This window comes from Streptomyces sp. RLB3-17 (assembly GCF_007113425.2).
GTDB classification, from domain to species: domain Bacteria; phylum Actinomycetota; class Actinomycetes; order Streptomycetales; family Streptomycetaceae; genus Streptomyces; species Streptomyces mirabilis_D.
This window is the reverse complement of sequence record NZ_CP041610.2, coordinates 9,964,249-9,985,198: the sequence shown is the minus strand read 5'-3', so window position 1 is coordinate 9,985,198 and position 20,950 is coordinate 9,964,249. Positions and strand designations below refer to the sequence as shown.

Below are 20,950 nucleotides of genomic sequence, written 5' to 3'. Positions count from 1 at the left end.
TCAGTCTTCCGTACCGTCGGGCACCCCGTCGGCCCCATTCACGACATCGGCCCCTCCCACCTCATCGGCCCCGTCCGTCGCCTCGGCCCCGCCCGTCGCGTGGGCCGTCTCCAGGAGCGCGCGCAGGACCTGTTCGTCGTCCGGCGGCAGCGCGGTGACGAAGCTGGCGAGGACGGCCTCGCGGTCGCTCTCGCCGTCGAGAAGCCGACGCATCTTGAGCGCGGCCAGGCCCGCGACGTCGGCGGTGGGCCGCCACACGAAGGAGCGTCCGCGTCGTTCGCGGGCCACCGCGTCCTTGGCGAGCAGCCGGGTCAGGATGGTGACGACGGTGGTGTAGGCGAGGTCGCCGCCGAGCCGTTCCTGCACCCAGGCGGCGGTCACCGGGGCCTCCGCCTCGCGCAGCGCGCCGAGCACCTGGCTCTCCAACTCGCCCTGCCCGCGGCGCCTGGAAGGCCGGTGCGGGTCCTCGCGGTCGCGCTGCGCCATGTCCGTCTCCTTCCGGCGTTCCCCTACCCGATCACGCTACCTGGCCTCCCTGGGTGCGCTTGCCACGGCGGTACGCGATCTCGCCGAGGACGACGTCCACGGCGACGAACACCGCGAGCGGGATGCCGAGCAGCGGGACGAAGTAGCCGAGCACGGCGACGGCCGCCATGAGCGGGACGAGGATCTGCGGCGGGACCTGCTGCCAGGCGCCGCGCGGGATGGGGCGGCCGAACGCGGAGGCACGGCCGCGCTGCCACCACATGCGGTAGCCCCACACGATCAGCAGGACCAGGCAGAGGGCGAGCGCCATCAGGGCGATCTGGTTGACGAGGCCGAAGAGGACGCCGCTGTGGGCGTCGATGCCCCAGCGCGTCAGTTTGGCGAGCAGCGGGTAGTCGGCGAAGTGGAGTTCGTCGGTGACCTTGCCCGTCGTCGGGTCCACGGCGACGGAGTCCTGCTTCTCGGGCCAGCTGCGCTGGACCTGCTTGACCACGTACGCGGTGGAGGCGTCGGCGGGTACGACGATCTCGACGGGGTCGCCGAGGCCCTCGGCGCGGGCGGCCGCGAGGATCTTGTCGAGGTCCTGGGGCGTGGTCGAGGCCGTGGTGCCGCCGGACCCCGTGCCGGTGTGGCCCGCGTGCTCGCCGCCGGCCGCCACCGACGCGGACACCGAGGGGGTCGCCTGGCCGAGCGAGGTCCTGAGTTCGTCGATGTTGGCGCCGGCGTAGGTCGACCAGGTGAGTCCGGTCGCCGACAGGAAGAAGAACCCGGCCGCCGCCCACACACCGACGGTGCCGTGCAGCCCGAGGGTGCGACGGCGCCCTGACGTGCCCCGCACCTTGCGCTGGGCTCGCCGCCGGCCGAACCACAGCACCAGCCCACCGGCCGCGATGACCCACAGCCAGCTCGCGGCGAGTTCGCTGTAGAGCCGGCCGTTCTCGCCGAGGTGCAGGTCACGGTGGAGCTCGTCGATCCAGGTGCGCAGCGGGAGCGCGCCGGTGGCGCCGTACTGCTCCAGCGATCCGCGCACCTTCGCCGTGTACGGGTCCACGAACACCGCGAGCGTGTGCCCCTCGCCGACGCCGGGGACGCCGGAGAGCAGCACCCTGGTCGTCGCGTCCGCCTCAGGCGACGGTCGTACCGCGGAGACCGCGCCCTGCGGGTGGGCCTTGCGGGCGGCGGCCACCTGCTCGGACAGCGGCAGCTTGCCGTCGCCGACCGGGACGGTCAGCTCATGCGCGTACACGATCTTCTCGGCCTGGTACGAGGCGGCGTACAGGAAGCCGGTCAGGGCCGCGACCAGCAGGAACGGGGCGACGAGTACGCCCGCGTAGAAGTGCAGGCGCAGGATCAGGGGACGCAGGGCCGCCTTTCTGGTGGGGGCCGGGGCGACGGGTTTGGGGGAGTCGTCCGTCGTGGTCGTGGGAGCGGTGGACATGGGCGGGCTTCTCCGGTCGGACGGTGATGGGAATGCGGACAGAAGCGGGGACAGGAGTGGGACAAGGACGGGGCAGGGACGAGGACGGGGACGGGACGGGGACGGGACGGGACAGGGATGGACTCGGGTCGTGGGCCGGGGAGTTGGACTCTTGGCCCGGAGTGGTCCGTGGTGGTCCAGAAGTCGGGGCGCGGGGGCGTCGAGTTCCCGAGGTGCCCTGTGGTCTGAGTCACACGTACAGGCGCATGCGGACCCGGCGGACGCCCCTGGCGCCGCCTCGCTTGGCGCGATCGGTCTTGGCATCCTGGCGCGATGGCATCCGAACGTGACCCCAGCGCCTCCCGCCCCCTGAGCGAGCTGGTCGAGGAACTCCTCGACCATGAAGGCCCGTTGCCCATCGTCGCCGCCGGGGACCCGGTGCTGCGCCGCCCCGCCGAGCCCTTCGCCGACCAGCTCGACCCGGGTCTCCTGACCCGCTTCGTCGCCGCCCTGCGCGCCACCATGCACGCGGCGCCGGGCGTCGGACTCGCGGCACCGCAGGTCGGCGTGCCCCTGCGGATCGCGGTCATCGAGGATCCGGCGCCGGTCTCCGAGGAGGTGCGGGTGGCGCGCGGGCGGGTGCCGCAACCGTTCCGGGCGCTGGTGAATCCGTCGTACGAGGGGGTGGGCGCGGGGCGGGCCGTGTTCTTCGAGGGGTGTCTGAGCGTGCCGGGGTGGCAGGCCGTGGTGGCCCGGCACGCCGAGGTGCGGCTGACGGCTCTGGACGAGCGGGGCCGGGCGATCGACGAGGTGTTCACGGGGTGGCCCGCGCGGATCGTCCAGCACGAGACGGATCATCTGGACGGCGTGCTCTACCTCGACCGTGCCGAGTTGCGCTCGCTGTCCTCCAACCAGGCGATGGCGGAGCGCTGGATGCAGCCGACTCCTGCGGAGGCCGCCGCCGCTCTGGGCTTCGTCCTGCCCGACTGAGGGTGCGCGCCGCGGGCGCCTCCGGCGACGGCTGTGCGGCAGCGAAGGCGACGCGATGCCTCGCCATGCGGGCGGCCCGGCGGTCCGGTCACGACCGAGCCGACTGAGAACGGGACGCCCTCCGAGCCAGGCGCCGGGGGCCGGACCCGGTTCAACCAGCCGGCAGGACCAGGGGCCACGCCCGGCTGAACCCGCCGGTGGGACCAGCGGCCGGACCCGGCCGAACCCGCCGACGGGGCCGGGGACGGGCGGCCCCGGAAAGCCACGAGCCCAACCGACGTCGAGCCCGAGCCGCCGGAACCGTCGGGCTCGGCCGCGCCGCCTCGGACGGCCCGGCCCGGACCCACCGAAGTCCAGACGACCGCCGACGGCCCATCAATTCCCGGGACCGAGACCCCGGGGGAAAAGCCGCCGACGCCCGAACGACCGGCCCCTGCCGGTCGAACCGAGCCGGTCGAACCGAGCCGGTCGAACCGAGCCGGTCGAACCGAGCCGGCCGAACCCGAACCCGCCGGGGACCCAGACCCCGCCAATCCCCCGCCACCCAACGACAAGGCCCGGCCCGTCGATCCCGGACGGCCGAGCCCCAAGGCCACCGGGACCCGAGCAGCGGACGCCGAACGGGTGAACCCGGCCGTCCAGTTCCGCAGGGCCGAAATCCGCGCCCTCGGCGCTCAGGCCGCCGGCGTCCGAGCGGCCGGTCCTGGCCCGTCGATCTCAGGTGGCCGTACCCCAGCGACCGGCTTCGGCTACGCGTCCCGGTACATCTCCAGCAGCCGCAGCCACACCTCGCTCACCGTCGGGTACGACGGGACCGCGTGCCACAGGCGGCTGATCGGAACCTCGCCGGCGATGGCGATGGTCGCCGAGTGGATCAGTTCGCCCACGCCGGGGCCAACCAGGGTGAGGCCCACCAGGATCTCGCGGTTGATGTCGACGACCATGCGGGCCTTGCCACGGTAGCCGTCCGCGTACAGGCCCGCGCCCGCCACGGAGGACATGTCGACGTCGACGGCGCGGACGCGCAGGCCCGCGCGCTCGGCCTCGGCGAGGGAGAGGCCGACGGCCGCGGCCTCCGGGTCGGTGAAGACGACCTGGGGGACGGCTCCGTGGTCGGCGGTCGCCGAGTGCGCGCCCCAGGGGTCGGTCTCCAGGAGGGGCACTCCGGCGGCACGGGCGGCGATGGCGGCGCCCGCGATCCGCGCCTGGTACTTGCCCTGGTGGGTGAGGAGCGCGCGGTGGTTCACGTCGCCGACCGCGTACAGCCAGTCGCTGCCGGTGACTCGCAGGCTGTCGTCGACGTCGAGCCAGGAGCCCGGCTCGAGGCCGATCGTGTCGAGGCCGAGGTCGTCGGTGTGGGGCACACGGCCGGTTGCGAAGAGGATCTCGTCGGCCTCGATGCGGTCGCCGGTGTCGGTGAGGGCCACCACGGTGGAGCCCTCGCGCGTCACCGCGGTCACCGAGGTGCCGGTGCGGACGTCCGCGCCGGCCTCCTTCAGCGACTCGGCGACCAACTCACCGGCGAAGGGCTCCATGCGGGGCAGCAGTCCCTTGCCGCGGACGAGGACGGTGACCTGGGAGCCGAACGCCTGCCAGGCCGTGGCCATCTCGACGGCGACGACACCGCCCCCCACCACGATGAGCCGGCCCGGCACCTCGTGCGCGCTGGTGGCCTCACGGCTGGTCCAGGGCCGGACCTGGTCGAGCCCCGGCAGGTCGGGGAGCAGGGCGCGGGTGCCGGTGCAGACGGCGACCGCGTGCCGGGCCGTGAGCACCTGCCGCTCGCCGTCGGGCCCGTCGACGGTCACCTTGCGCGGCCCGGCGAGGCGCCCGTGTCCGCGGTACAGGACGGCGCCGATGCCGTCCAGCCAGCCGACCTGTCCGTCGTCCTTCCATTGGGAGGTGTAGTAGTCGCGGTGGGCGAGGACCGCGGGGACGTCGAGGGGGCCCTGCACCGCCTGGCTGAGGCCGGGCACGTGGCGGGCGTCGGCGCGGGCGATGACCGGGCGCAGGAGAGCCTTGCTGGGCATGCAGGCCCAGTACGAGCACTCGCCGCCGACCAGTTCGCTCTCCACGACCGCGGTGGAGAGGCCGGCCGCGCGGGCGCGGTCGGCGACGTTCTCCCCCACGGGCCCGGCCCCGAGCACCACGACGTCGTACGCGATGGATTCCGTTTCCGTCATGGGCCCAGTCTGGTTGTTGGTGTGCTCGGAGGCCACACGGGTACGTGCGCGGAATACGCCGCTCAGGGGTGGCGTTGTGCACACCGGCTTCGCCCCGAGGCCCGAGGCCCGACATCAGGAAGAGGTAGTCACGCCATGAGCAGCACGATGGAGCTGACCAAGGAGAACTTCGACCAGACGGTCACGGACAACGAGTTCGTCCTGATCGACTTCTGGGCCTCCTGGTGCGGGCCGTGCCGTCAGTTCGCCCCGGTCTACGAGAAGGCCGCCGAGGCCAACCCGGACCTGGTGTTCGCGAAGGTCGACACGGAGGCGCAGCCCGAGCTGGCCGCCGCCTTCGACATCCAGTCGATCCCGACGCTGATGATCGTCCGCGACCAGGTCGCGATCTTCGCCCAGCCCGGGGCACTGCCCGAGGCCGCCCTGACGGACGTCATCGGACAGGCCCGGAAGCTGGACATGGACGAGGTCCGCAAGTCCATCGCGGAGCAGCAGGCCAAGCAGGCTCCGCAGGGCGAGTAGGTCCACCGGTCCGCACGGCGAACAGGTCCGGCGGGCCGCAGGCCAGCGAGCCCCGCGCCACCCTTCCGTCAGAACGGGTACGGCGCCACATCTCCGCGCACCGTCGTCCAGCGCACGTCGGTGAAGGCCTCCAGGTTGGCCTCACCGCCGAAGCGGGCGCCGGTGCCGGAGGCGGCGATCCCGCCGAAGGGGGCCACGGCCTCGTCATTGACGGTCTGGTCGTTGATGTGGGCGATCCCGGTCGGGATGCGCTCGGCGAGGTCCAAGCCGCGCGCGGTGTCCCGGGTGACGATGCCCAGGGCGAGGCCGTAGGGTCCGGCGGCGGCGAGGGCCGCGGCCTCGTCGGCGTCCGCGAACGATCGTACGGGCGCCACCGGGCCGAAGACCTCCTCGGCGTACGCGGGCGTCGCGTCGTCGACTCCCGCGAGGACCGTCGGACGGTAGAAGAGCCTCTCGTGCGTGCCACCGGCCGCGAGCTTCGCGCCGCGCGCCGTGCTGGACTCCACCAGCCCCTGGATCTTGGCGAGTTGGGCGCTGTCGATGATGGGCCCGAGGTGCACCTGCTCACGGTGCGGGTCGCCGACGGCGAGCGAGTCGGCCTTGGCGGCGAGCCGCTCGACGTACTCCTCGTAGAGGGAGGCGTGGACGAGGTGGCGGCCCGTCGTCATGCAGATCTGGCCCTGGTGGAAGAACGAGCCCCACGCGGCCGTGGAGATCACCGCGTCGATGTCGGCGTCCTCAAGGACGATCAGCGCCGAGTTGCCGCCCAACTCCAGGTGGGCGCGCTTGAGGAGGCGGCCCGCCGCCTCGCCCACCGCGCGTCCGGCGGCGGTCGAGCCGGTGAAGGAGATCACCGGTACGTTCGGGTCGGCGACCAGCGCCTGGCCCGCCTCCGGACCGCCGGGCAGAACGTGCAGCAGACCCTCCGGGAGCCCCGCCTCGGCGAAGACGGCGGCGAGCGCGAGTCCGCCGCAGACGGCGGTGCGCGGGTCCGGCTTCAGGACGACGGCGTTGCCGAGCGCGAGTGCCGGGGCCACCGAGCGGATCGAGAGGATCAGCGGGGCGTTGAAGGGGGAGATCACGCCCACCACACCGACCGGGACGCGTCGGGTGTAGGACAGACGCGGTGCCTCGGAGGGAAGGATCTGGCCGCTGGGGCGGGAGGCGAGGGCGGCGGCCTCGTAGCACTCCTGGGCCGCGACGTGCAGTTCGAAGTCGGCCTTGCCCGGGATCGAGCCGGACTCGCGCACGATCCAGTCGCGCAGTTCGTCGGCGTGGGCGGCGAACAGGTCGCCGGCCCTGCGCAGTACGGCGGCGCGCACGAAGTGCGGTGCCTTCGCCCACTCCGCCTGGGCGGCACGGGCGTCCCGCGCGGCCGTGCCGATGTCCTCGGCGGCGGCGAGCGTGACCGTGGCCAGCGTCTCGCCGGTGGCGGGTTCGGTGACGGCGTACTCACCGCCCGCCAGGGTGCGGGGCTGCCAGGTCTTGGGGTCGAGCAGCGGCATGTCGGCTCTCCGATCGTTCACTGTTCACCACCGGGCCTCACGGTCCCAGCGGCAGTCCCGTGTAGTTCGCGGCCAGTTCGGCGGCCGCGTGGCGGGATGCCGTGATCCGGCGCAGCCGGGCGAGCTGGATCCGGTGGTCGAAGACATCCCCATTTGGTTGAGCGTGCAACATCCTAGTCATGTCGTACGAGAAGCGGGTGGCCTGCCATACCCGCTCGAGACACAAGTCCGAGTACTGGTCGAGAAGTTGGGTCGATCCCGTGCGATGCGACTCGATGAGCCCGCGGGCCAGCACCTGTACGTCGGAGACGGCGAGGTTGAGCCCCTTGGCCCCGGTCGGCGGCACGATGTGCGCGGCGTCCCCGGCGAGGAAGAGCCGGCCGTGACTCATCGGCTCGTGGACGTAACTCCGCATCGGGGTGACCGACTTGGAGGTGATGGGCCCGCGTCCCAGGCGCCAGTCGCCGTCGACCGCGAAGCGCGCGGCGAGTTCGTCCCAGATGCGCTCGTCGGGCCAGTCGGCGACGTCGGTACCGTTCGGGACCTGGAAGTACAGCCGGGACACGGTCGGCGAGCGCATGCTGTGCAGAGCGAAGCCGCCGGCACCGCGCGCGTAGATCAACTCCTCGCCCGAGGGCGGCACATCGGCGAGGATCCCGAGCCAGGAGTACGGGTAGTCGTGCGCGTACGTGCGGCTCCCGTCGGCGGGAAAGGCGTTCCGGGAGATGCCGTGGTAGCCGTCGCAGCCCACCACGTAGGCACAGTTCAGGGCCTGTTCACGGCCCTCGTGCACAAAGCGCACCACCGGCGCGTCGCTCTCCGGGCGCTCGACCGCGAGGGCTTCGGCCTCGAACAACAGCGGTGGCCCGGCGGCGAGTTGGAGGGCGATCAGGTCTCGCACGATCTCCGTCTGGGCATAGATCGTGACGGTACGGCCACCGGTGAGGGCGGGAAAGTCGATGTGGTGGCGCTCGCGGTCGAAGCGCAGCTCGATGCCGTGGTGGATCAGGCCCTCGGCGTCCAGCCGGTCGGCGGCTCCGCACGCGCGCAGGGCGTCGACCGTGCCCTGCTCCAGCATCCCGGCGCGCTGGCGGTGCTCGACGTAGGCGCGCGACCTGCTCTCCAGCACGGCGCAGTCGATGCCCGCGCGGTGCAGCAGCCGGGCCAGCAGCAGCCCGGCGGGGCCACCGCCGATGATGCCGACCGTGGTCCGCATGGCGCGCCTCCCGTACCTGATCGGGCCACATCCGGTCCGAACGGGTCGGATGCGGCCGGGGACCAGCTACAGCGTCTCTCAGGTCGAGTCGCGGTGCACCACCCGCGCGCCCAGTACCTCGTGGCTCTCGGGCGCCGCGCCCGGTTCGCGCACCACCCGGTCGACCAGTTCCGCGAGGTCGCGCCCGGACGGCAGTTCGATGTGGACGGTGCTGAGGCGGGGCCGCAGCAGTCGCCCGAGCATGAGGTCGTCGGCGCCGATGACGGCCGTCTCGTCCGGGATGCCGACGCCCTCCTCCTGAAGGGCGCGCATCAGCAGCATGGCGTACTCGTCGTTGTAGGCGAACACGGCGTCCAGGCCGAGCGAGCGCCAGCGCGCCGCCAGCCGGGCGGCGGCTCCCTCCTCGTACGCGAGCGGCAGCGCGGTCGCCGTGGCGTCGGTGCCGGTCAGGGACCGGCGTACGCCGTCGAGCCGGGACTTGGAGAAGATCTCCAGGCCGGGTTCCTCGGGCACCACGACGCCGATCCGGCGGCGGCCGCGGGCCAGCAGGTGGACGCCCGCGCTGTGGCCGACCTTGTCGTGGTCCATGAGCAGCGCGTGGGCGCCCTCGACGCGCTCGGGGCCGAGCGTGACGACGGCCCGGGCGCCGGAGCGCTTGAGGACGGCCACGCCCTGCGGGCCGAGGTCGCTGCCGGGCACCAGCACGGCGACCGGTCGCAGCTCCGCCCAGGCGCGGGCGGCCTCGTCGCCGTGCAGGCCGACACTGCCGTACTGCACGACCGTGTAATCCAGACGGCCCAGCGCCCACTGAAGTTCGTTGAGGAACTGGCTGTAGAGCGGTCCCACGGGCACGCTCGGCGTGGGCATCAGGACCATACGGCTGTGTCCGGCGCGCAGGGAGCGGGCGGCGGCGTGCGGTACGTACCCGAGTTCCTTGGCCGCCTCGTGGACGCGGCGGCGGGTGGGCTCGCTGATCCGGACGGCGCTGGTGTTGTTCAGTACGTACGAGACGGTGGCCCGGGAGACGCCCGCCAAGCGCGCCACATCGGCACTCGTCGGCACGGGGCGTTGTGCGGGCGTCGGCGGGACGGGCTGCTTCGGTATCTGCACCATGACGTCTCGCATCCTTGCAGAAACCCCGGGCGTTCCTTCGCGCCGGGGGAACCTCGTGGGCCCGACATGCCGGAACACCCGCTTCCGCGAGGGAACTTCCGCATCTCGTGCGGGATGGCCCGTAGTGCCGTTACCGTGCGGTAGACGACGTGCTCCGGAGGTGGTCACGTATGACTCACGACCGTGCCGCAGGTCTGGCGGAGTGTGCGCGCGCCCTCGCCCACGGGGAGGTGAGCGCACGCGAGCTGGTCGAGCGGGCGCTGACCCGTATCGAGGCGACGCAGCACTCCCTGAACGCCTTCCGGGTGGTGCGCGCCGAAGCGGCGCTCGCCGAGGCCGACGCGGCGGACAGGGAACTCGCCGCCGGAGTGCGCAGGCCGCTGCTGGGGGTGCCGGTGGCGGTGAAGGACGACATGGACGTGGCGGGCGAGCCGACCGCGTTCGGCTGCCGGGGAGTGTTCCCGCCCGAGGCCGAGGACGGGGAGGCGGTACGGCGGCTGCGCGCGGCCGGCGCGATCGTCATCGGCAAGACCAACACCTGCGAGCTCGGCCAGTGGCCGTTCACCGAGGGGCCCGCCTTCGGCGCCACCCGCAACCCCTGGCACGCCGAGCACACTCCGGGCGGCTCGTCCGGCGGCTCGGCGGCGGCGGTCGCGGCGGGCCTTGTCCCGGCGGCGCTGGGCTCGGACGGCGCGGGCTCGGTCCGCATCCCGGCCTCCTGGACCCACCTCATCGGCATCAAGCCGCAGCGCGGCCGGATCTCGACCTGGCCGCGCGCGGAGTCCTTCCAGGGCATCACGGTCAACGGCACCCTCGCCCGTACGGTCGCGGACGCGGCCCTGCTCCTGGACGCGGCGAGCGGCAACCACGACGGCGATCTGCACCGCCCGCCCGCGCTGCGGGTGTCCGAGGCGGCGGGCCGCGAGCCGGGCCGGCTGCGGATCGCGCTGTCGCTGAAGCCGCCGTTCACGGCGCTGCCCGCGCGCCTGGACCCCGTCGTACGGGCGCGGGTGGTCGCGCTCGCGGAGCGGCTCGCGACGCTCGGCCACACGGTGGAGGAGGCCGAGCCGCGGTACGGGCAGATCGGGCTCACCTTCATTCCGCGCGCGACGGCCGGGATCGCCGAGCGGGTGCGCGACCTGCCGCACCCGCACCTCCTCGACCGGCGGACCCTGGGCGCGGCCCGGCTCGGCCGACTGCTCGGCGGCGCGCCCCTGCGCGTGGCCCGGCGCGCCGAAGCGACCCTGCACCGGCGGATCGGCGCGCTCTTCGACACGTACGACGTCCTGCTCGCGCCGACCACGGCCGCTCCCCCGCCGCGCATCGGCTCGATGATGAACCTGAACGGGTTCGGCACCGACCGGGCCATGATCGCCGCCTGCCCCTACGCCTGGCCGTGGAACATCCTGGGCTGGCCGGGGGTGAACGTCCCCGCGGGGTTCGTCGACGGCGGCCTGCCGGTCGGCGCCCAGCTCCTCGGTCCGGCGAACAGCGAACCGCTGCTCGTATCCCTGGCCGCCCAGTTGGAGGCCGACCAGCGCTGGCACGAACACTGGCCGCCGCACGGGGCACCCGCGGACTCCCCCGCGGTGTAGACGAGTTGACCGCACGTGCCGGTGGGCGGGTTCGGGGCGCGTGCCGCGACCGAGTTCGCCGCGAAGGCACTGACCAGGGGATTCCGGCCGTACGCTGGGCCCATGGACGATGCGTCGATGGTCGGGTTGATGGGGCGGGTCACCGGCACGGTCGGACCCGGGCTCGTCGGTGAGGTGATCGTCCGGGTCCGCGGCGGCGCCGAGCATTTCCTCGCGTACCCGGCAGCCTCGAAGGAGCGGATCGAGCGCGGCACGGTGGTGATGGTGGTCGAGTACCTGCCGCCGCGCACGGTGTACGTATCGGCCGCGTACGACAGTTGACGGCTCGTCTGTGCACGCTCCGCCCCAGGTGAGAGCGGTGTGCGTCAAGATTGCAACAAGGATCCGTCAGCGTCTGTACCCCGGTCTTGCACAGGAGCACACTCCCTTCGTTCGGTGCCGATAGGGCACCATCCAAAGGGGGCGTATGCCGATGGTTGTCGGCGTCGTGGCGGGGGCGGTTGTCCTCGCACTGGTCTTCATCGTTGTGGTCTTCAAGCTCATGTGGCGTGTCGCGGAGCCCAACGAAGCACTGATCATCTCCGGTTCGAAGCATCGGACCGAAGGCCTTGAAGAGGGCATGGGATTCCGCATCGTGACGGGGCGCGGCACGCTGGTGCTGCCGGGTGTGCAGGCGGTGCGGAAGATCTCGCTCGACCTCAACGAGACCGAGCTGCACGTGGACTGCGTGACCACTCAGGGCATTCCGCTGAAGGTGCGGGGCGTGGTCATCTTCAAGGTGGGCGACGACTTCGTGTCGATCGCCAACGCGGGGCGTCGTTTCCTCGACCAGCAGAAGATGATGTCGGAGCGGGTGCACAACGTGTTCGCCGGTCATCTGCGGTCCATCGTCGGCGGGTTGACCGTCGAGGACATGATCCGCGACCGGGAGAAGCTGACCGGCCAGACCCGGGCCGCGTGCGGTACGGAGATGGAGAAGCTCGGTCTGATCGTCGACTCGCTGCAGATCCACGAGATCGAGGACCCGACCGGGTACATCAAGAACCTCGCGATGCCGCACGCCGCCGCCGTACAGCGGGACGCGCGGATCGCGCAGGCGGAGGCGAATCGTCTCGCCACCGAGGCCGAACAGAAGGCCGCGGCCCGGATGTCGGAGGCGACCCGGGACAGCGAGATCCTCCAGGCCGGCTACCAGGCCGAGCGCGACAAGGCGGCGGCGAAGGCGCGACAGGCAGGACCGCTCGCGGACGCCGCGGCCCGGCAGGACGTCGTCGTGCAGGAGACCCGGATCGCCGAGCTCGACGCCCTCCGTCGTGAGCAGCAGCTCCAGGCGGACGTCCGCAAGCCGGCGGACGCCCAGGCGTACGAGACGCGGGCCCGTGCCGAGGCCGAACGTGACGCGCGTATCTCGGCGGCCGAGGCCAAGGCCAAGGAGACCGAGCTCGCGGCCGCGGCGGAGGCGAACCGGGTCAAGACGGCCGCCAACGCGGAGGCCGAGGCGACGAAGGCCCGGGGTGCGGCCGCCGCGACGGCGACCAGGGCCACGGGTGAGGCCGAGGCCGCGGCGGCTCAGGCCAAGGGTCTCGCGGCGGCCGAGGCGACGCGGGCTCAGGGTCTCGCGGAGGCGGAGACCATCAAGGCGCGGGCCGCGGCCCTCGCCGAGAACCAGGAGGCGGTGGTAGCCCAGCAGCTCGCCGAGAACTGGCCGGAGATCGTCCAGGCGGGCGCCAGCGCGTTCGGGAACGTCGACCACATGGTGCTGCTCAACGGCGCCGACGGTATGTCGGACCTGTTCGCCAAGGCGCTCACCATGGGCGGCACGGGACTCGGCCTCGCCCGTCAGCTGCTCTCGTCGATGAACCAGGACGGGACGGCCGGCAACGGTACGGGGAGCAACGGCGCCGCCGGGCTCAACGGGGCCGTGCCGCCGCGCACGGAGAAGGTGCCGGTGGAGGGGGACGGCAAGGCGTGATGCCGAAGGAGAACGCCGGGGACTGACCCCGGCGGGGCGACGAGGGTGTTCCAGTCCCTCGTCGCCCGCTCCGCGTGGGCGGTTCGGCCCTCCGCCCCGACTGTTCGGCCTACTCGGCCGCGGCGCCGATCAGGCCGTCGAGCCAGGCCTGGTGGCCGTTGAGCATCGGGTCCGGCCGCTCGGAGGCCAACGCGGCTGCGGGCCGACCGATCTGGGTCTCCTGGGTGAGGACGCGGACCCGGCCGCCGGGCAGGTCCTCCACGAGCCAGGCGTGCAGGACGTCGAGCCGCTCCTCGGGCGTGCCCTCCTGCTTCGCCGTCCAGGACAGTCGGCCCGGGGTGTCTTCGGCGGGCGCCTGGAACTCCACGACGTGCGCGTCAAGCGGCGGGAAGCCGAAGGTGCCGAAACTGAAGTGGATGCCGTCCGTCAGCACGGGGCCACCGCCCTGGGGAAAGCCGATGTCGGCGACGTTGTCGTAGTACGACTCCCACCGCGAGGTGTCGACGAGGTGGCGCCAGACGTCGGCGGCGCTCAGTCCCGCCACGACGACCTCGTTGGAGACGAAGTTGTCTCCGGTGCCCGGCAGGTAGCGCTCGGGCCAGGTGATCGCGTTCTGGGTGGTCATGGCAGGTCCCTTTCAGGGTGTACGGCGGGGGTGGCGACAATGCGACGCTAGGCTCGGCCGCCATTCGTTGGCCAATAGGAGAGTCGATTCCTTCCATCGGTACTCCGATGGGAGCCGGGGTTAGGCTGGTCGGCATGAAGAACGCGACGCCCGAGGAGACCGTGTCCCTCTCCGGCCGGGAGAGGACCACGCCGCACGTCGATCTGAACCTGCTGCGGACCTTCCTCGCCGTCTACCGCTCCGGCTCGTTCACCGGCGCGGCCCCGCTGCTCGGCCTCTCCCAGCCGACCGTGACCGCCCAGATCCGCACCCTGGAGCAGCAGACCGGACGCGAGCTGTTCACGCGGCTCCCGCGCGGCGTGGAACCCACGCCCCTCGCTCACGACCTGGCCGACCAGGTGGCGGGCCCTCTCGACGCGCTCGCCGCCCTCGAAGGCCGCAGCGACGTACTCGGCGGACAGGCCGCGCCGGTGCACCTCGCCGGGCCTTCGGAGTTGTTGTGCACCCGGGTGCTGCCCGCGCTCGCGCCGCTCGTCGCCGAGGGCGTACAGCTGCGCGTCACACAGGGGTTGCCCGAACCCCTCATGGACGATCTGCGCGCGGGCCACCACGATCTGCTGATCGCGACCAGGCGGCCGCGCGGGCGCCTCGCGGCACTGCCGCTGGCGGACGAGGAGTACCTCCTGGTCGCCGCTCCGAGCTGGGCGCGGCACGTCGAGGAGCACCCGTCGGCCGAGGACATCTGCACCGCGGTCCGGGACGTCCCCCTGGTCACCTACGCCGAGGATCTGCCCATCGTGCGCCGGTACTGGCGCACCGTCTTCGGCAAACAGCTCGCGGCCCGGGCCGCGGTCACCGTGCCCAACCTGTACGCCGTCGTCTCCGCGGTCACCGCGGGTGCCGGCTACAGCGTGCTGCCCCGCTCCCTGTGCGAGGAGCACCTCGCCGACGGACGCCTCGCGCTGCTCCACGAGCCGGTCGAACCGCCCCTCAACACCCTCTTCCTCGTCCAGCGGCCCGGCTCCGACGCCAACCCGGACGTCGTACGGGTCCGCGACCGCCTCCAACACGCGGCCCGGACCTGGTAGTCCACCATCTCGGCCACCCGCTCGGCGGGTTGGACGGGGCAGGCTCTAACGTGAGCCGCGTGACTGCCTTTACCGATGACACCGCCGAAGACGTTCCCGGCCGTTACGGCCCTTCCGCGACCACCGAGGCCGAACCCCGCGAGGTGGGCCGGGTGCGGACGCAGTACGCGCCCGCGCACGACGGCGACCCCGATCCCGGCGAGATCGTCTGGACATGGGTGCCGTTCGAGGAGAACGACGGGCGGGGCAAGGACCGTCCGGTGCTCGTCGTCGCCCGCGAGGACGCCGGCACGCTGCTCGCCGTCCAGTTGTCGAGCAAGCGGCACGACGGGGACCGGGAGTGGGTGCCGATCGGGAGCGGGCCCTGGGACCGGTCGGGGCGGGACTCGTGGGTGGATGTGGACCGGGTGCTGCGGCTGCACGAGGACGGGATGCGCCGGGAGGCCTGTGCGCTGGATCGGATGCGGTTCAATTCGGTCGTACGCCGCTTGCAGGAGCGGTACGGCTGGCGTTGAGGGCTCGTACGTGGGCGAACGCCTGCTCGAAGGAGCCTCGCGTCGCCTGATCCCTCGTGCGGTCCAGGACGCCGAAGACGACATGGTCGAAAGCACCCTCGAAGCGGCCTTCGACCAGCAGGTCGTGGAACGCGCCCGCCACCTGCGCCGGATCGTTCCGGAAGACGCCGCAGCCCCACGCGCCCAGCACCAGCCGGCGGTAGCCGTGGGCCGCGGCGGTCTCCAGGACGCGCTCGGCGCGTACGGCCAGGGCGGGTCCGAGTTCGGGCGCGCGCTCCGGGACCGTACGCAGGACGACTCCGGCGTTGGGGGCCGCGGCGGTCAGGAATCCGACCGTGTACGGCTCGTCGAGCAGACCTCCGCGGTCGTCGCGGAAGACGGGCACGGCGGGTGAGTGGATGACACGGTCCGTGTAGAACGGATCGCGGTGGGCGCGGTGGTGGTCGTAGAACTCCCGGGCCCGCAGCAGGCACGAGTACAGCGCGGAGGCCCGGCACAGGGCCTCCTCCTGAGCCTGCGCGCCGTTCAGGAAGCCGCCGCCCGGGTTGCGCGCGGAGGCGAAGTTCAGTACGGCCACCGGGTCGGCCGAGCGCCCCGCGTCCTTGCCCACGAGCCGTCGGGCGGCCTCCAGACTGCTCTCGCCCGTCACCTCGAACAGCGTGCTCTCGCGCGGTGCGCTCGCGGGGCCGGCGGCCGGTGCCGGTCCGGGGCCGTACACGCGCGTTCCCGCCTCCGCGGCCTCGACGGCCGCGGCGATCGACACCGCGCGACCGTCGGACGCGCGGTACCCGCCCGCCGCGACGATCTCCTGCGTCTGCTGCGCGAGCGCGCGCAGGCGCGCACTCATGGCGCGACCCCCGTACGCGCCACGAGGACGCCCCTCGCGATCTCCCCCGTCGCTCCCCCCGGCATTTCCCGGGCGGATTCCCCGGCCGATTCCCCCGTCGTGCCCATGAACGCATCGTGAGCGATGCTGGTCCTACGGCGCAACGGAATTTCCCAGCCTCGTAAACAGCGCCTCGCGGCCCGGCAAACAGCGCCTCCGGAAGCCGCGAGCGATGATTTGCACCCTTGTGCGAACCGCCAGGAGGGTCTTGGGTGGGACGAGCGATGCCGGTCCGGCACCACAGACGTCGGGCCGGCGGCATGGTGGAATCTCAGGAGGATCCCGACATGTCCGATTCGGTGAGTGACTGTACGGAGCGCCGCTCCGCCGTCACCGAGGCCGAGGTGGAGGCGCTGGTCCGAGGCATCTGCTTCAAGACCGGACCGCCGCGTACCCTCGGTGTCGAAGTGGAATGGCTCATCCACGAGCTGCGGCAGCCGCAGCTCCCGGCATCACCCGAACGACTCCAAGCGGCGTACGCCGCACTGCGGACCCTGCCCCTGCGTTCGGCGCTCACCGTCGAACCCGGCGGACAGCTGGAGCTGAGCTCCCTTCCCGCCGCCTCCCTGATGGAGTGCATCGGGTCCGTGTCTGCCGACCTCGACGCGGTACGCGCGGTACTGCGCGAGGCGGATCTCGGCCTCAGCGGATACGGCCACGATCCCTGGAACCCCCCGAGCCGCTTTCTCCATGAGCCGCGCTACGACGCCATGGAGCGGTACCTCGACCGGGCGGGCCCGGAGGGGCGGGCCATGATGTGCTCCTCCGCCTCCGTCCAGGTGTGCCTGGACGCCGGGTACGAGGAGCCCGGCCCCCTGGGGCACGGGCGCCGCTGGTGGCTGGCGCACCAGCTGGGCGCGGTCCTGGTCGCCGCGTTCGCGCACTCGCCGGTGGCCGATGGCCGGTACACGGGCTGGCGCTCCACGCGGCAGTCCCTGTGGGCGGCCATGGACCCGGGACGGTCCGCCGCGCCCCCGCTGGGCGGCGATCCGCGCGCCGCCTGGGCCCGGCACGTCCTGGACGCGCCGGTGATGTGCGTCCGGGCGCCGGACGGCCCCTGGGAGGTACCGGAGGGCCTGACCTTCCGGGCGTGGACGAGGTCCGAGACACCACCCGATCGGGCGGATCTCGACTACCACCTGACGACGCTGTTCCCGCCGGTCCGCCCGCGCGGACATCTGGAACTGCGCATGATCGACGCGCAGCCCGGCGACGACGGGTGGATCGTGCCGCTGGCGGTGACGGCGGCGCTGTTCGACGACCCGGAGGCCGCGGAGGTCGCCTACCGGACCGTCAAACCCCTCGCGGAACGCGCCGAGGCACGGCCCGCTCCGTGCAACCCGCTGTGGAACGACGCCGCGCGGTACGGCCTGACCGACCCCGAGTTGCGTGAGGCCGCCGTCACCTGTTTCGCGGCCGCCGCCGAGGCGTTGCCCCGCCTGGGCGCCACCGCCGAGGTGCGGGAGGCCGTCGCGGAGTTCACGGACCGCTATGTGGCCCGGGGCCGCTGCCCCGCCGACGATCTGCTGAACCGCTTCCACCGCCGATTCGATGGCCAGACCCATGATCAGGCCGATGACGAGCAGCACCTTGATCAGGCCGATGGTCACCACGGCCGGTCCCACGGTCAGCTCGACGGGAAGGACATCCGCACATGACCGCCCCCGCTTCACCCACGGATCCGGAGTCGCTCCGGGAGCGCGCGCTCGACGCGCTGACCACGGCCCGCGACCGCACGGCGCTCCTGACCTCCTGCGTGGAGGAGCCCGAACTGACCGCGCAGCACTCACCGTTGATGTCCCCACTGGTCTGGGACCTGGCACACATCGGCAACCAGGAGGAGCTGTGGCTGCTGCGCGCGGTCGCCGGGCGGGACGCGATGCGGCCCGAGATAGACGGGCTGTACGACGCGTTCGAGCATCCGCGCGCCGAGCGGCCCTCGCTGCCGCTGCTGCCGCCCGCCGAGGCCCGTCAGTACGCCGCCGAGGTACGCGGACGGGCGCTGGACGTCCTGGAGAGCACCGCGTTCCGGGGCACGGCGCTGACCGAGGCCGGCTTCGCGTTCGGGATGATCGCTCAGCATGAACAGCAGCACGACGAGACCATGCTGATCACCCATCAGCTCCGCAAGGGGCCCGCCGCCCTCACGGCGCCGAGCCCCGCTCCCGCGCCGCCGTTCACGGGACCCGCCGAAGTCCTGGTCCCCGGCGGCCCGTTCACGATGGGCACGTCCACCGAACCGTGGGCCCTGGACAACGAGCGCCCCGCCCACCGACGCGAGATCCCGCCCTACTTCATCGACACCACTCCGGTGACGAACGCCGCCTACCAGGCCTTCATCGAGGACGGCGGCTACGACACCGAACGCTGGTGGAGCCCGCAGGGCTGGTCCCACATCCGCTCGCACGGCATCGAGGCGCCGCTGTTCTGGCGCCGCGAGGGCGGACAGTGGCTGCGGCGTCACTTCGGCGTCACCGAGGTCGTACCGCCCGACGAACCCGTGCTGCACGTCAGCTGGTACGAGGCCGACGCGTACGCCCGCTGGGCGGGGCGCCGGCTGCCCACCGAGGCCGAGTGGGAGAAGGCGGCCCGCCACGACCCGGAGGCCGACCGCTCCACGCGCTACCCGTGGGGCGACGCCGACCCCACCCCCGAGCACGCCAACCTCGGCCAGCGCCATCTGCGTCCGGCCCCGGCGGGCAGCTATCCGGCGGGGGCCTCACCGCTCGGCGTACGGCAGTTGATCGGTGACGTGTGGGAGTGGACGTCGAGCGACCTGCACCCCTATCCCGGGTTCGCGGCGTTCCCGTACAAGGAGTACTCGGAGGTGTTCTTCGGCCCGGAGTACAAGGTGCTGCGCGGCGGTTCGTTCGCCGTGGACCAGGTGGCCTGCCGGGGGACGTTCCGCAACTGGGACTATCCGATCCGGCGGCAGATCTTCTCCGGGTTCCGCACGGCCCGCGACGGGGCCGCCTGATGTGCCGTCACCTGGCCTACCTGGGACCGCCGGAGCCGCTCGGGCGACTCCTCGTGGAACCGCCGCACAGTCTGTTCCGGCAGTCGTGGGCGCCGCGCCGACAGCGGCACGGGACGGTCAACGCCGATGGCTTCGGAGTGGGTTGGTACGCCGAAGGGGATCCGGTACCCGCGCGGTACCGGCGTCCCGGGCCGATCTGGGGCGACCAGTCGTTCGCGGACCTGGCCCGGGTCGTCAGAAGCACGGCGCTGCTCGGCGCCGTACGGGACGCCACCGTGGCGGGGGCGGACGGGGAGGCCGCGGCGGCGCCGTTCGCCGCGGACCGCTGGCTGTTCAGCCACAACGGCGCCGTACAGGGCTGGCCGGGCTCCCTCGCCCCGCTGGTGACCAGCCTGCCCCCGGCCGAACTGCTGTCCTTGGAGGCCCGCAGCGACTCCGCGCTCGTCTGGGCGCTGCTCCTGCACCGGCTGCGCGCCGGTGACAACGAGGGCCAGGCGCTGGCCGACACCGTTCTGGAGGTCGCCGAGGCGGCCCCCGGGTCCCGGTTGAACCTACTTCTCACCAACGGCGACACGATCACCGCGACGGCCTGGGGCGACACCCTCTGGTACCTCGCCGAGCCCGGCCGCCGCACCGTCGTGGCGTCCGAGCCGTACGACGACGACCCCCACTGGCAGGAGGTGCCGGACCGCACGCTGCTCGCGGCGAGCCGCACCGACGTCCTGCTCACCCCGCTCAAGGACCCGCACGCGCAGGAAGGCGCGCACGACCCCTTGGCATCCGCACGCACCAAGGAGCCCAGCACGTGAGCCCGTTCCTTCTCACCCGCACCCTGCCCGAGGACGCCACGGACGCCGCGCTGCGCGCCGACGTCCTGCACGGCCTCACCCACACCCCCAAGACGCTGCCGCCGAAGTGGTTCTACGACGCCCACGGCAGCGAGCTGTTCGACCGGATCACCGAACTGCCCGAGTACTACCCCACCCGGGCGGAGCGCGAGATCCTCATCGCCCGGGCCCCCGAGATCGCCGCGACGACCGGTGCGCGCACCCTCGTCGAGCTGGGATCCGGTTCGTCCGAGAAGACCCGCCATCTGCTCGACGCGCTGCCGGGGCTGCACACGTACGTGCCGGTCGACGTCAGCGAGAGTGCCCTCACCCAGGCCGGGCAGGCGCTGATCGCCGAGCATCCGGGGCTCGGCGTGCACGCGTTGATCGCCGACTTCACGGGCGGCCTCGCGCTGCCGGGAACGCCCGGGCCGCGGCTGGTGGCGTTCCTCGGCGGCACCATCGGCAATCTCCTGCCCGCCGAGCGGGCGACGTTCCTGGCGTCCGTACGGGCGCTGCTCTCCCCCGGCGACACGCTGCTGCTCGGTACGGACCTCGTCAAGGACGAGTCGGTGCTGGTCGCCGCGTACGACGACGCGGCGGGGGTGACGGCGGAGTTCAACAAGAACGTGCTGCACGTCGTCAACCGCGAGCTCGGCGCCGATTTCGACCCCGACGCGTTCGCCCATGTCGCCCTCTGGGACGACGAGCACGAGTGGATCGAGATGCGGCTGCGGTCGCTGACCGACCAGACGGTGAAGATCCCCGCGCTCGACCTCGCGGTCGAATTCGCCGACGGCGAGGAACTGCGCACCGAGATCTCGGCGAAGTTCCGCGAGGAGGGGATACGTCGCGAACTCGCCGCCGCCGGGCTCGACCTGGCCCATTGGTGGACGGACCGGGAGGGCCGTTTCGCCCTGTCGCTGAGCGTGGTCCGCTGACACCTGCCAGGGTGGCGGGCTGGTCTCCCCCTTACTCTTCGGTGAGGGGGAGCCATCTGTTCGCGCATGCAGAACCTTCGAGTTCCTGTCCG

The 20,950-nt window shown here is 72.6% G+C and carries 19 protein-coding genes; 11 read left to right on the top strand and 8 right to left on the bottom strand.

Annotated elements, in window-relative coordinates; all coding sequences use genetic code 11:
- On the bottom strand, positions 1–486 hold the full coding sequence (locus tag FNV62_RS44835) for a BlaI/MecI/CopY family transcriptional regulator (protein ID WP_097287482.1): 486 nt from the start codon (positions 484–486) through the stop codon (positions 1–3).
- A gap of 31 nt (positions 487–517) precedes the next feature.
- Positions 518–1,924: a PepSY-associated TM helix domain-containing protein gene (locus FNV62_RS44830; RefSeq protein WP_143603967.1), complete on the bottom strand. Its 1,407-nt coding sequence runs from the start codon at positions 1,922–1,924 to the stop codon at positions 518–520.
- Between the two features lie 312 nt (positions 1,925–2,236).
- Between FNV62_RS44830 and FNV62_RS44825 the strand changes: the two genes are divergently transcribed.
- The gene (locus FNV62_RS44825; protein ID WP_097287480.1) at positions 2,237–2,893 is read left to right on the top strand and encodes a peptide deformylase; all 657 of its coding nucleotides are present in this window, start codon (positions 2,237–2,239) and stop codon (positions 2,891–2,893) included.
- A 749-nt stretch (positions 2,894–3,642) separates the two neighbouring features.
- Here the strand turns inward: FNV62_RS44825 and FNV62_RS44820 are convergent.
- Positions 3,643–5,076 (bottom strand): dihydrolipoyl dehydrogenase family protein, encoded by a 1,434-nt coding sequence (locus tag FNV62_RS44820; RefSeq protein WP_060899416.1) that lies wholly within the window; start codon positions 5,074–5,076, stop codon positions 3,643–3,645.
- A gap of 135 nt (positions 5,077–5,211) precedes the next feature.
- Between FNV62_RS44820 and trxA the strand changes: the two genes are divergently transcribed.
- Positions 5,212–5,598 carry a thioredoxin gene (gene trxA, locus FNV62_RS44815; protein WP_054231635.1) on the top strand — a complete coding sequence of 129 codons (387 nt, stop codon included), beginning with the start codon at positions 5,212–5,214 and terminating at the stop codon, positions 5,596–5,598.
- Between the two features lie 68 nt (positions 5,599–5,666).
- Here the strand turns inward: trxA and FNV62_RS44810 are convergent, their stop codons facing one another.
- The 3 genes from FNV62_RS44810 to FNV62_RS44800 form a co-directional block, all read right to left on the bottom strand.
- Positions 5,667–7,103, bottom strand: a complete 1,437-nt coding sequence (locus FNV62_RS44810; protein ID WP_143611620.1) for an aldehyde dehydrogenase family protein — start codon at positions 7,101–7,103, stop codon at positions 5,667–5,669.
- A 37-nt stretch (positions 7,104–7,140) separates the two neighbouring features.
- Complete coding sequence (locus tag FNV62_RS44805; protein ID WP_143610151.1) at positions 7,141–8,319, bottom strand: 4-hydroxybenzoate 3-monooxygenase; 1,179 nt, start codon at positions 8,317–8,319, stop codon at positions 7,141–7,143.
- A 78-nt stretch (positions 8,320–8,397) separates the two neighbouring features.
- Positions 8,398–9,432 carry a LacI family DNA-binding transcriptional regulator gene (locus FNV62_RS44800; protein ID WP_054231632.1) on the bottom strand — a complete coding sequence of 345 codons (1,035 nt, stop codon included), beginning with the start codon at positions 9,430–9,432 and terminating at the stop codon, positions 8,398–8,400.
- Positions 9,433–9,602: 170 nt separating this feature from the next.
- On the opposite strand from FNV62_RS44800, the gene FNV62_RS44795 reads away from it, so the two are divergent.
- The 3 genes from FNV62_RS44795 (at position 9,603) to FNV62_RS44785 (ending at position 12,999) form a co-directional block, all read left to right on the top strand.
- The gene (locus tag FNV62_RS44795; protein ID WP_097287476.1) at positions 9,603–11,027 is read left to right on the top strand and encodes an amidase; all 1,425 of its coding nucleotides are present in this window, start codon (positions 9,603–9,605) and stop codon (positions 11,025–11,027) included.
- Positions 11,028–11,129: 102 nt separating this feature from the next.
- Entirely contained in the window at positions 11,130–11,348 is a 219-nt protein-coding gene (locus tag FNV62_RS44790; protein ID WP_060900915.1) for a hypothetical protein, read from the top strand.
- 145 nt (positions 11,349–11,493) lie between these two features.
- The gene (locus tag FNV62_RS44785) at positions 11,494–12,999 is read left to right on the top strand and encodes a flotillin family protein (protein ID WP_143603965.1); all 1,506 of its coding nucleotides are present in this window, start codon (positions 11,494–11,496) and stop codon (positions 12,997–12,999) included.
- A gap of 109 nt (positions 13,000–13,108) precedes the next feature.
- Here the strand turns inward: FNV62_RS44785 and FNV62_RS44780 are convergent, their stop codons facing one another.
- Positions 13,109–13,624, bottom strand: coding sequence for an SRPBCC domain-containing protein (locus tag FNV62_RS44780; RefSeq protein WP_144316156.1), 516 nt, complete (start codon positions 13,622–13,624; stop codon positions 13,109–13,111).
- A gap of 134 nt (positions 13,625–13,758) precedes the next feature.
- On the opposite strand from FNV62_RS44780, the gene FNV62_RS44775 reads away from it, so the two are divergent.
- Positions 13,759–14,712, top strand: a complete 954-nt coding sequence (locus FNV62_RS44775) for a LysR family transcriptional regulator (protein WP_144316155.1) — start codon at positions 13,759–13,761, stop codon at positions 14,710–14,712.
- Between the two features lie 59 nt (positions 14,713–14,771).
- Positions 14,772–15,227: a type II toxin-antitoxin system PemK/MazF family toxin gene (locus tag FNV62_RS44770; protein WP_054231629.1), complete on the top strand. Its 456-nt coding sequence runs from the start codon at positions 14,772–14,774 to the stop codon at positions 15,225–15,227.
- Here FNV62_RS44770 and FNV62_RS44765 read toward each other — a convergent pair.
- Positions 15,181–16,074: a TIGR02452 family protein gene (locus tag FNV62_RS44765; RefSeq protein WP_144316154.1), complete on the bottom strand. Its 894-nt coding sequence runs from the start codon at positions 16,072–16,074 to the stop codon at positions 15,181–15,183. The genes FNV62_RS44770 and FNV62_RS44765 overlap by 47 nt on opposite strands.
- Positions 16,075–16,400: 326 nt before the next feature.
- On the opposite strand from FNV62_RS44765, the gene egtA reads away from it, so the two are divergent.
- Genes egtA through egtD form a run of 4 tightly spaced genes read left to right on the top strand, consistent with a single transcriptional unit; the run spans position 16,401 to position 20,858 of the window.
- Entirely contained in the window at positions 16,401–17,771 is a 1,371-nt protein-coding gene (egtA, locus tag FNV62_RS44760; protein WP_097287471.1) for an ergothioneine biosynthesis glutamate--cysteine ligase EgtA, read from the top strand.
- Complete coding sequence (gene egtB, locus FNV62_RS44755; protein WP_144316153.1) at positions 17,768–19,090, top strand: ergothioneine biosynthesis protein EgtB; 1,323 nt, start codon at positions 17,768–17,770, stop codon at positions 19,088–19,090. Before egtA ends, egtB begins: the two co-directional genes overlap by 4 nt.
- Complete coding sequence (gene egtC, locus FNV62_RS44750; protein WP_144316152.1) at positions 19,090–19,899, top strand: ergothioneine biosynthesis protein EgtC; 810 nt, start codon at positions 19,090–19,092, stop codon at positions 19,897–19,899. Before egtB ends, egtC begins: the two co-directional genes overlap by 1 nt.
- Entirely contained in the window at positions 19,896–20,858 is a 963-nt protein-coding gene (gene egtD, locus FNV62_RS44745) for an L-histidine N(alpha)-methyltransferase (protein WP_060895517.1), read from the top strand. Before egtC ends, egtD begins: the two co-directional genes overlap by 4 nt.
- Positions 20,859–20,950: the final 92 nt, after the last annotated feature.

Bases quoted from the DNA above. Each gene is read 5' to 3' on its own strand.
- FNV62_RS44800 (WP_054231632.1), bottom strand. From the start codon at position 9,432: ATGGTGCAGATACCGAAGCAGCCCGTCCCGCCGACGCCCGCACAACGC.
- FNV62_RS44835 (WP_097287482.1), bottom strand. From the start codon at position 486: ATGGCGCAGCGCGACCGCGAGGACCCGCACCGGCCTTCCAGGCGCCGC.
- FNV62_RS44775 (WP_144316155.1), top strand. From the start codon at position 13,759: ATGAAGAACGCGACGCCCGAGGAGACCGTGTCCCTCTCCGGCCGGGAG.
- FNV62_RS44780 (WP_144316156.1), bottom strand. From the start codon at position 13,624: ATGACCACCCAGAACGCGATCACCTGGCCCGAGCGCTACCTGCCGGGC.
- FNV62_RS44765 (WP_144316154.1), bottom strand. From the start codon at position 16,074: ATGAGTGCGCGCCTGCGCGCGCTCGCGCAGCAGACGCAGGAGATCGTC.
- FNV62_RS44825 (WP_097287480.1), top strand. From the start codon at position 2,237: ATGGCATCCGAACGTGACCCCAGCGCCTCCCGCCCCCTGAGCGAGCTG.
- FNV62_RS44785 (WP_143603965.1), top strand. From the start codon at position 11,494: ATGCCGATGGTTGTCGGCGTCGTGGCGGGGGCGGTTGTCCTCGCACTG.
- egtA (WP_097287471.1), top strand. From the start codon at position 16,401: ATGTCCGATTCGGTGAGTGACTGTACGGAGCGCCGCTCCGCCGTCACC.
- egtC (WP_144316152.1), top strand. From the start codon at position 19,090: ATGTGCCGTCACCTGGCCTACCTGGGACCGCCGGAGCCGCTCGGGCGA.
- FNV62_RS44805 (WP_143610151.1), bottom strand. From the start codon at position 8,319: ATGCGGACCACGGTCGGCATCATCGGCGGTGGCCCCGCCGGGCTGCTG.
- FNV62_RS44820 (WP_060899416.1), bottom strand. From the start codon at position 5,076: ATGACGGAAACGGAATCCATCGCGTACGACGTCGTGGTGCTCGGGGCC.
- egtB (WP_144316153.1), top strand. From the start codon at position 17,768: ATGACCGCCCCCGCTTCACCCACGGATCCGGAGTCGCTCCGGGAGCGC.
- FNV62_RS44790 (WP_060900915.1), top strand. From the start codon at position 11,130: ATGGACGATGCGTCGATGGTCGGGTTGATGGGGCGGGTCACCGGCACG.
- FNV62_RS44830 (WP_143603967.1), bottom strand. From the start codon at position 1,924: ATGTCCACCGCTCCCACGACCACGACGGACGACTCCCCCAAACCCGTC.
- FNV62_RS44810 (WP_143611620.1), bottom strand. From the start codon at position 7,103: ATGCCGCTGCTCGACCCCAAGACCTGGCAGCCCCGCACCCTGGCGGGC.
- FNV62_RS44795 (WP_097287476.1), top strand. From the start codon at position 9,603: ATGACTCACGACCGTGCCGCAGGTCTGGCGGAGTGTGCGCGCGCCCTC.
- trxA (WP_054231635.1), top strand. From the start codon at position 5,212: ATGAGCAGCACGATGGAGCTGACCAAGGAGAACTTCGACCAGACGGTC.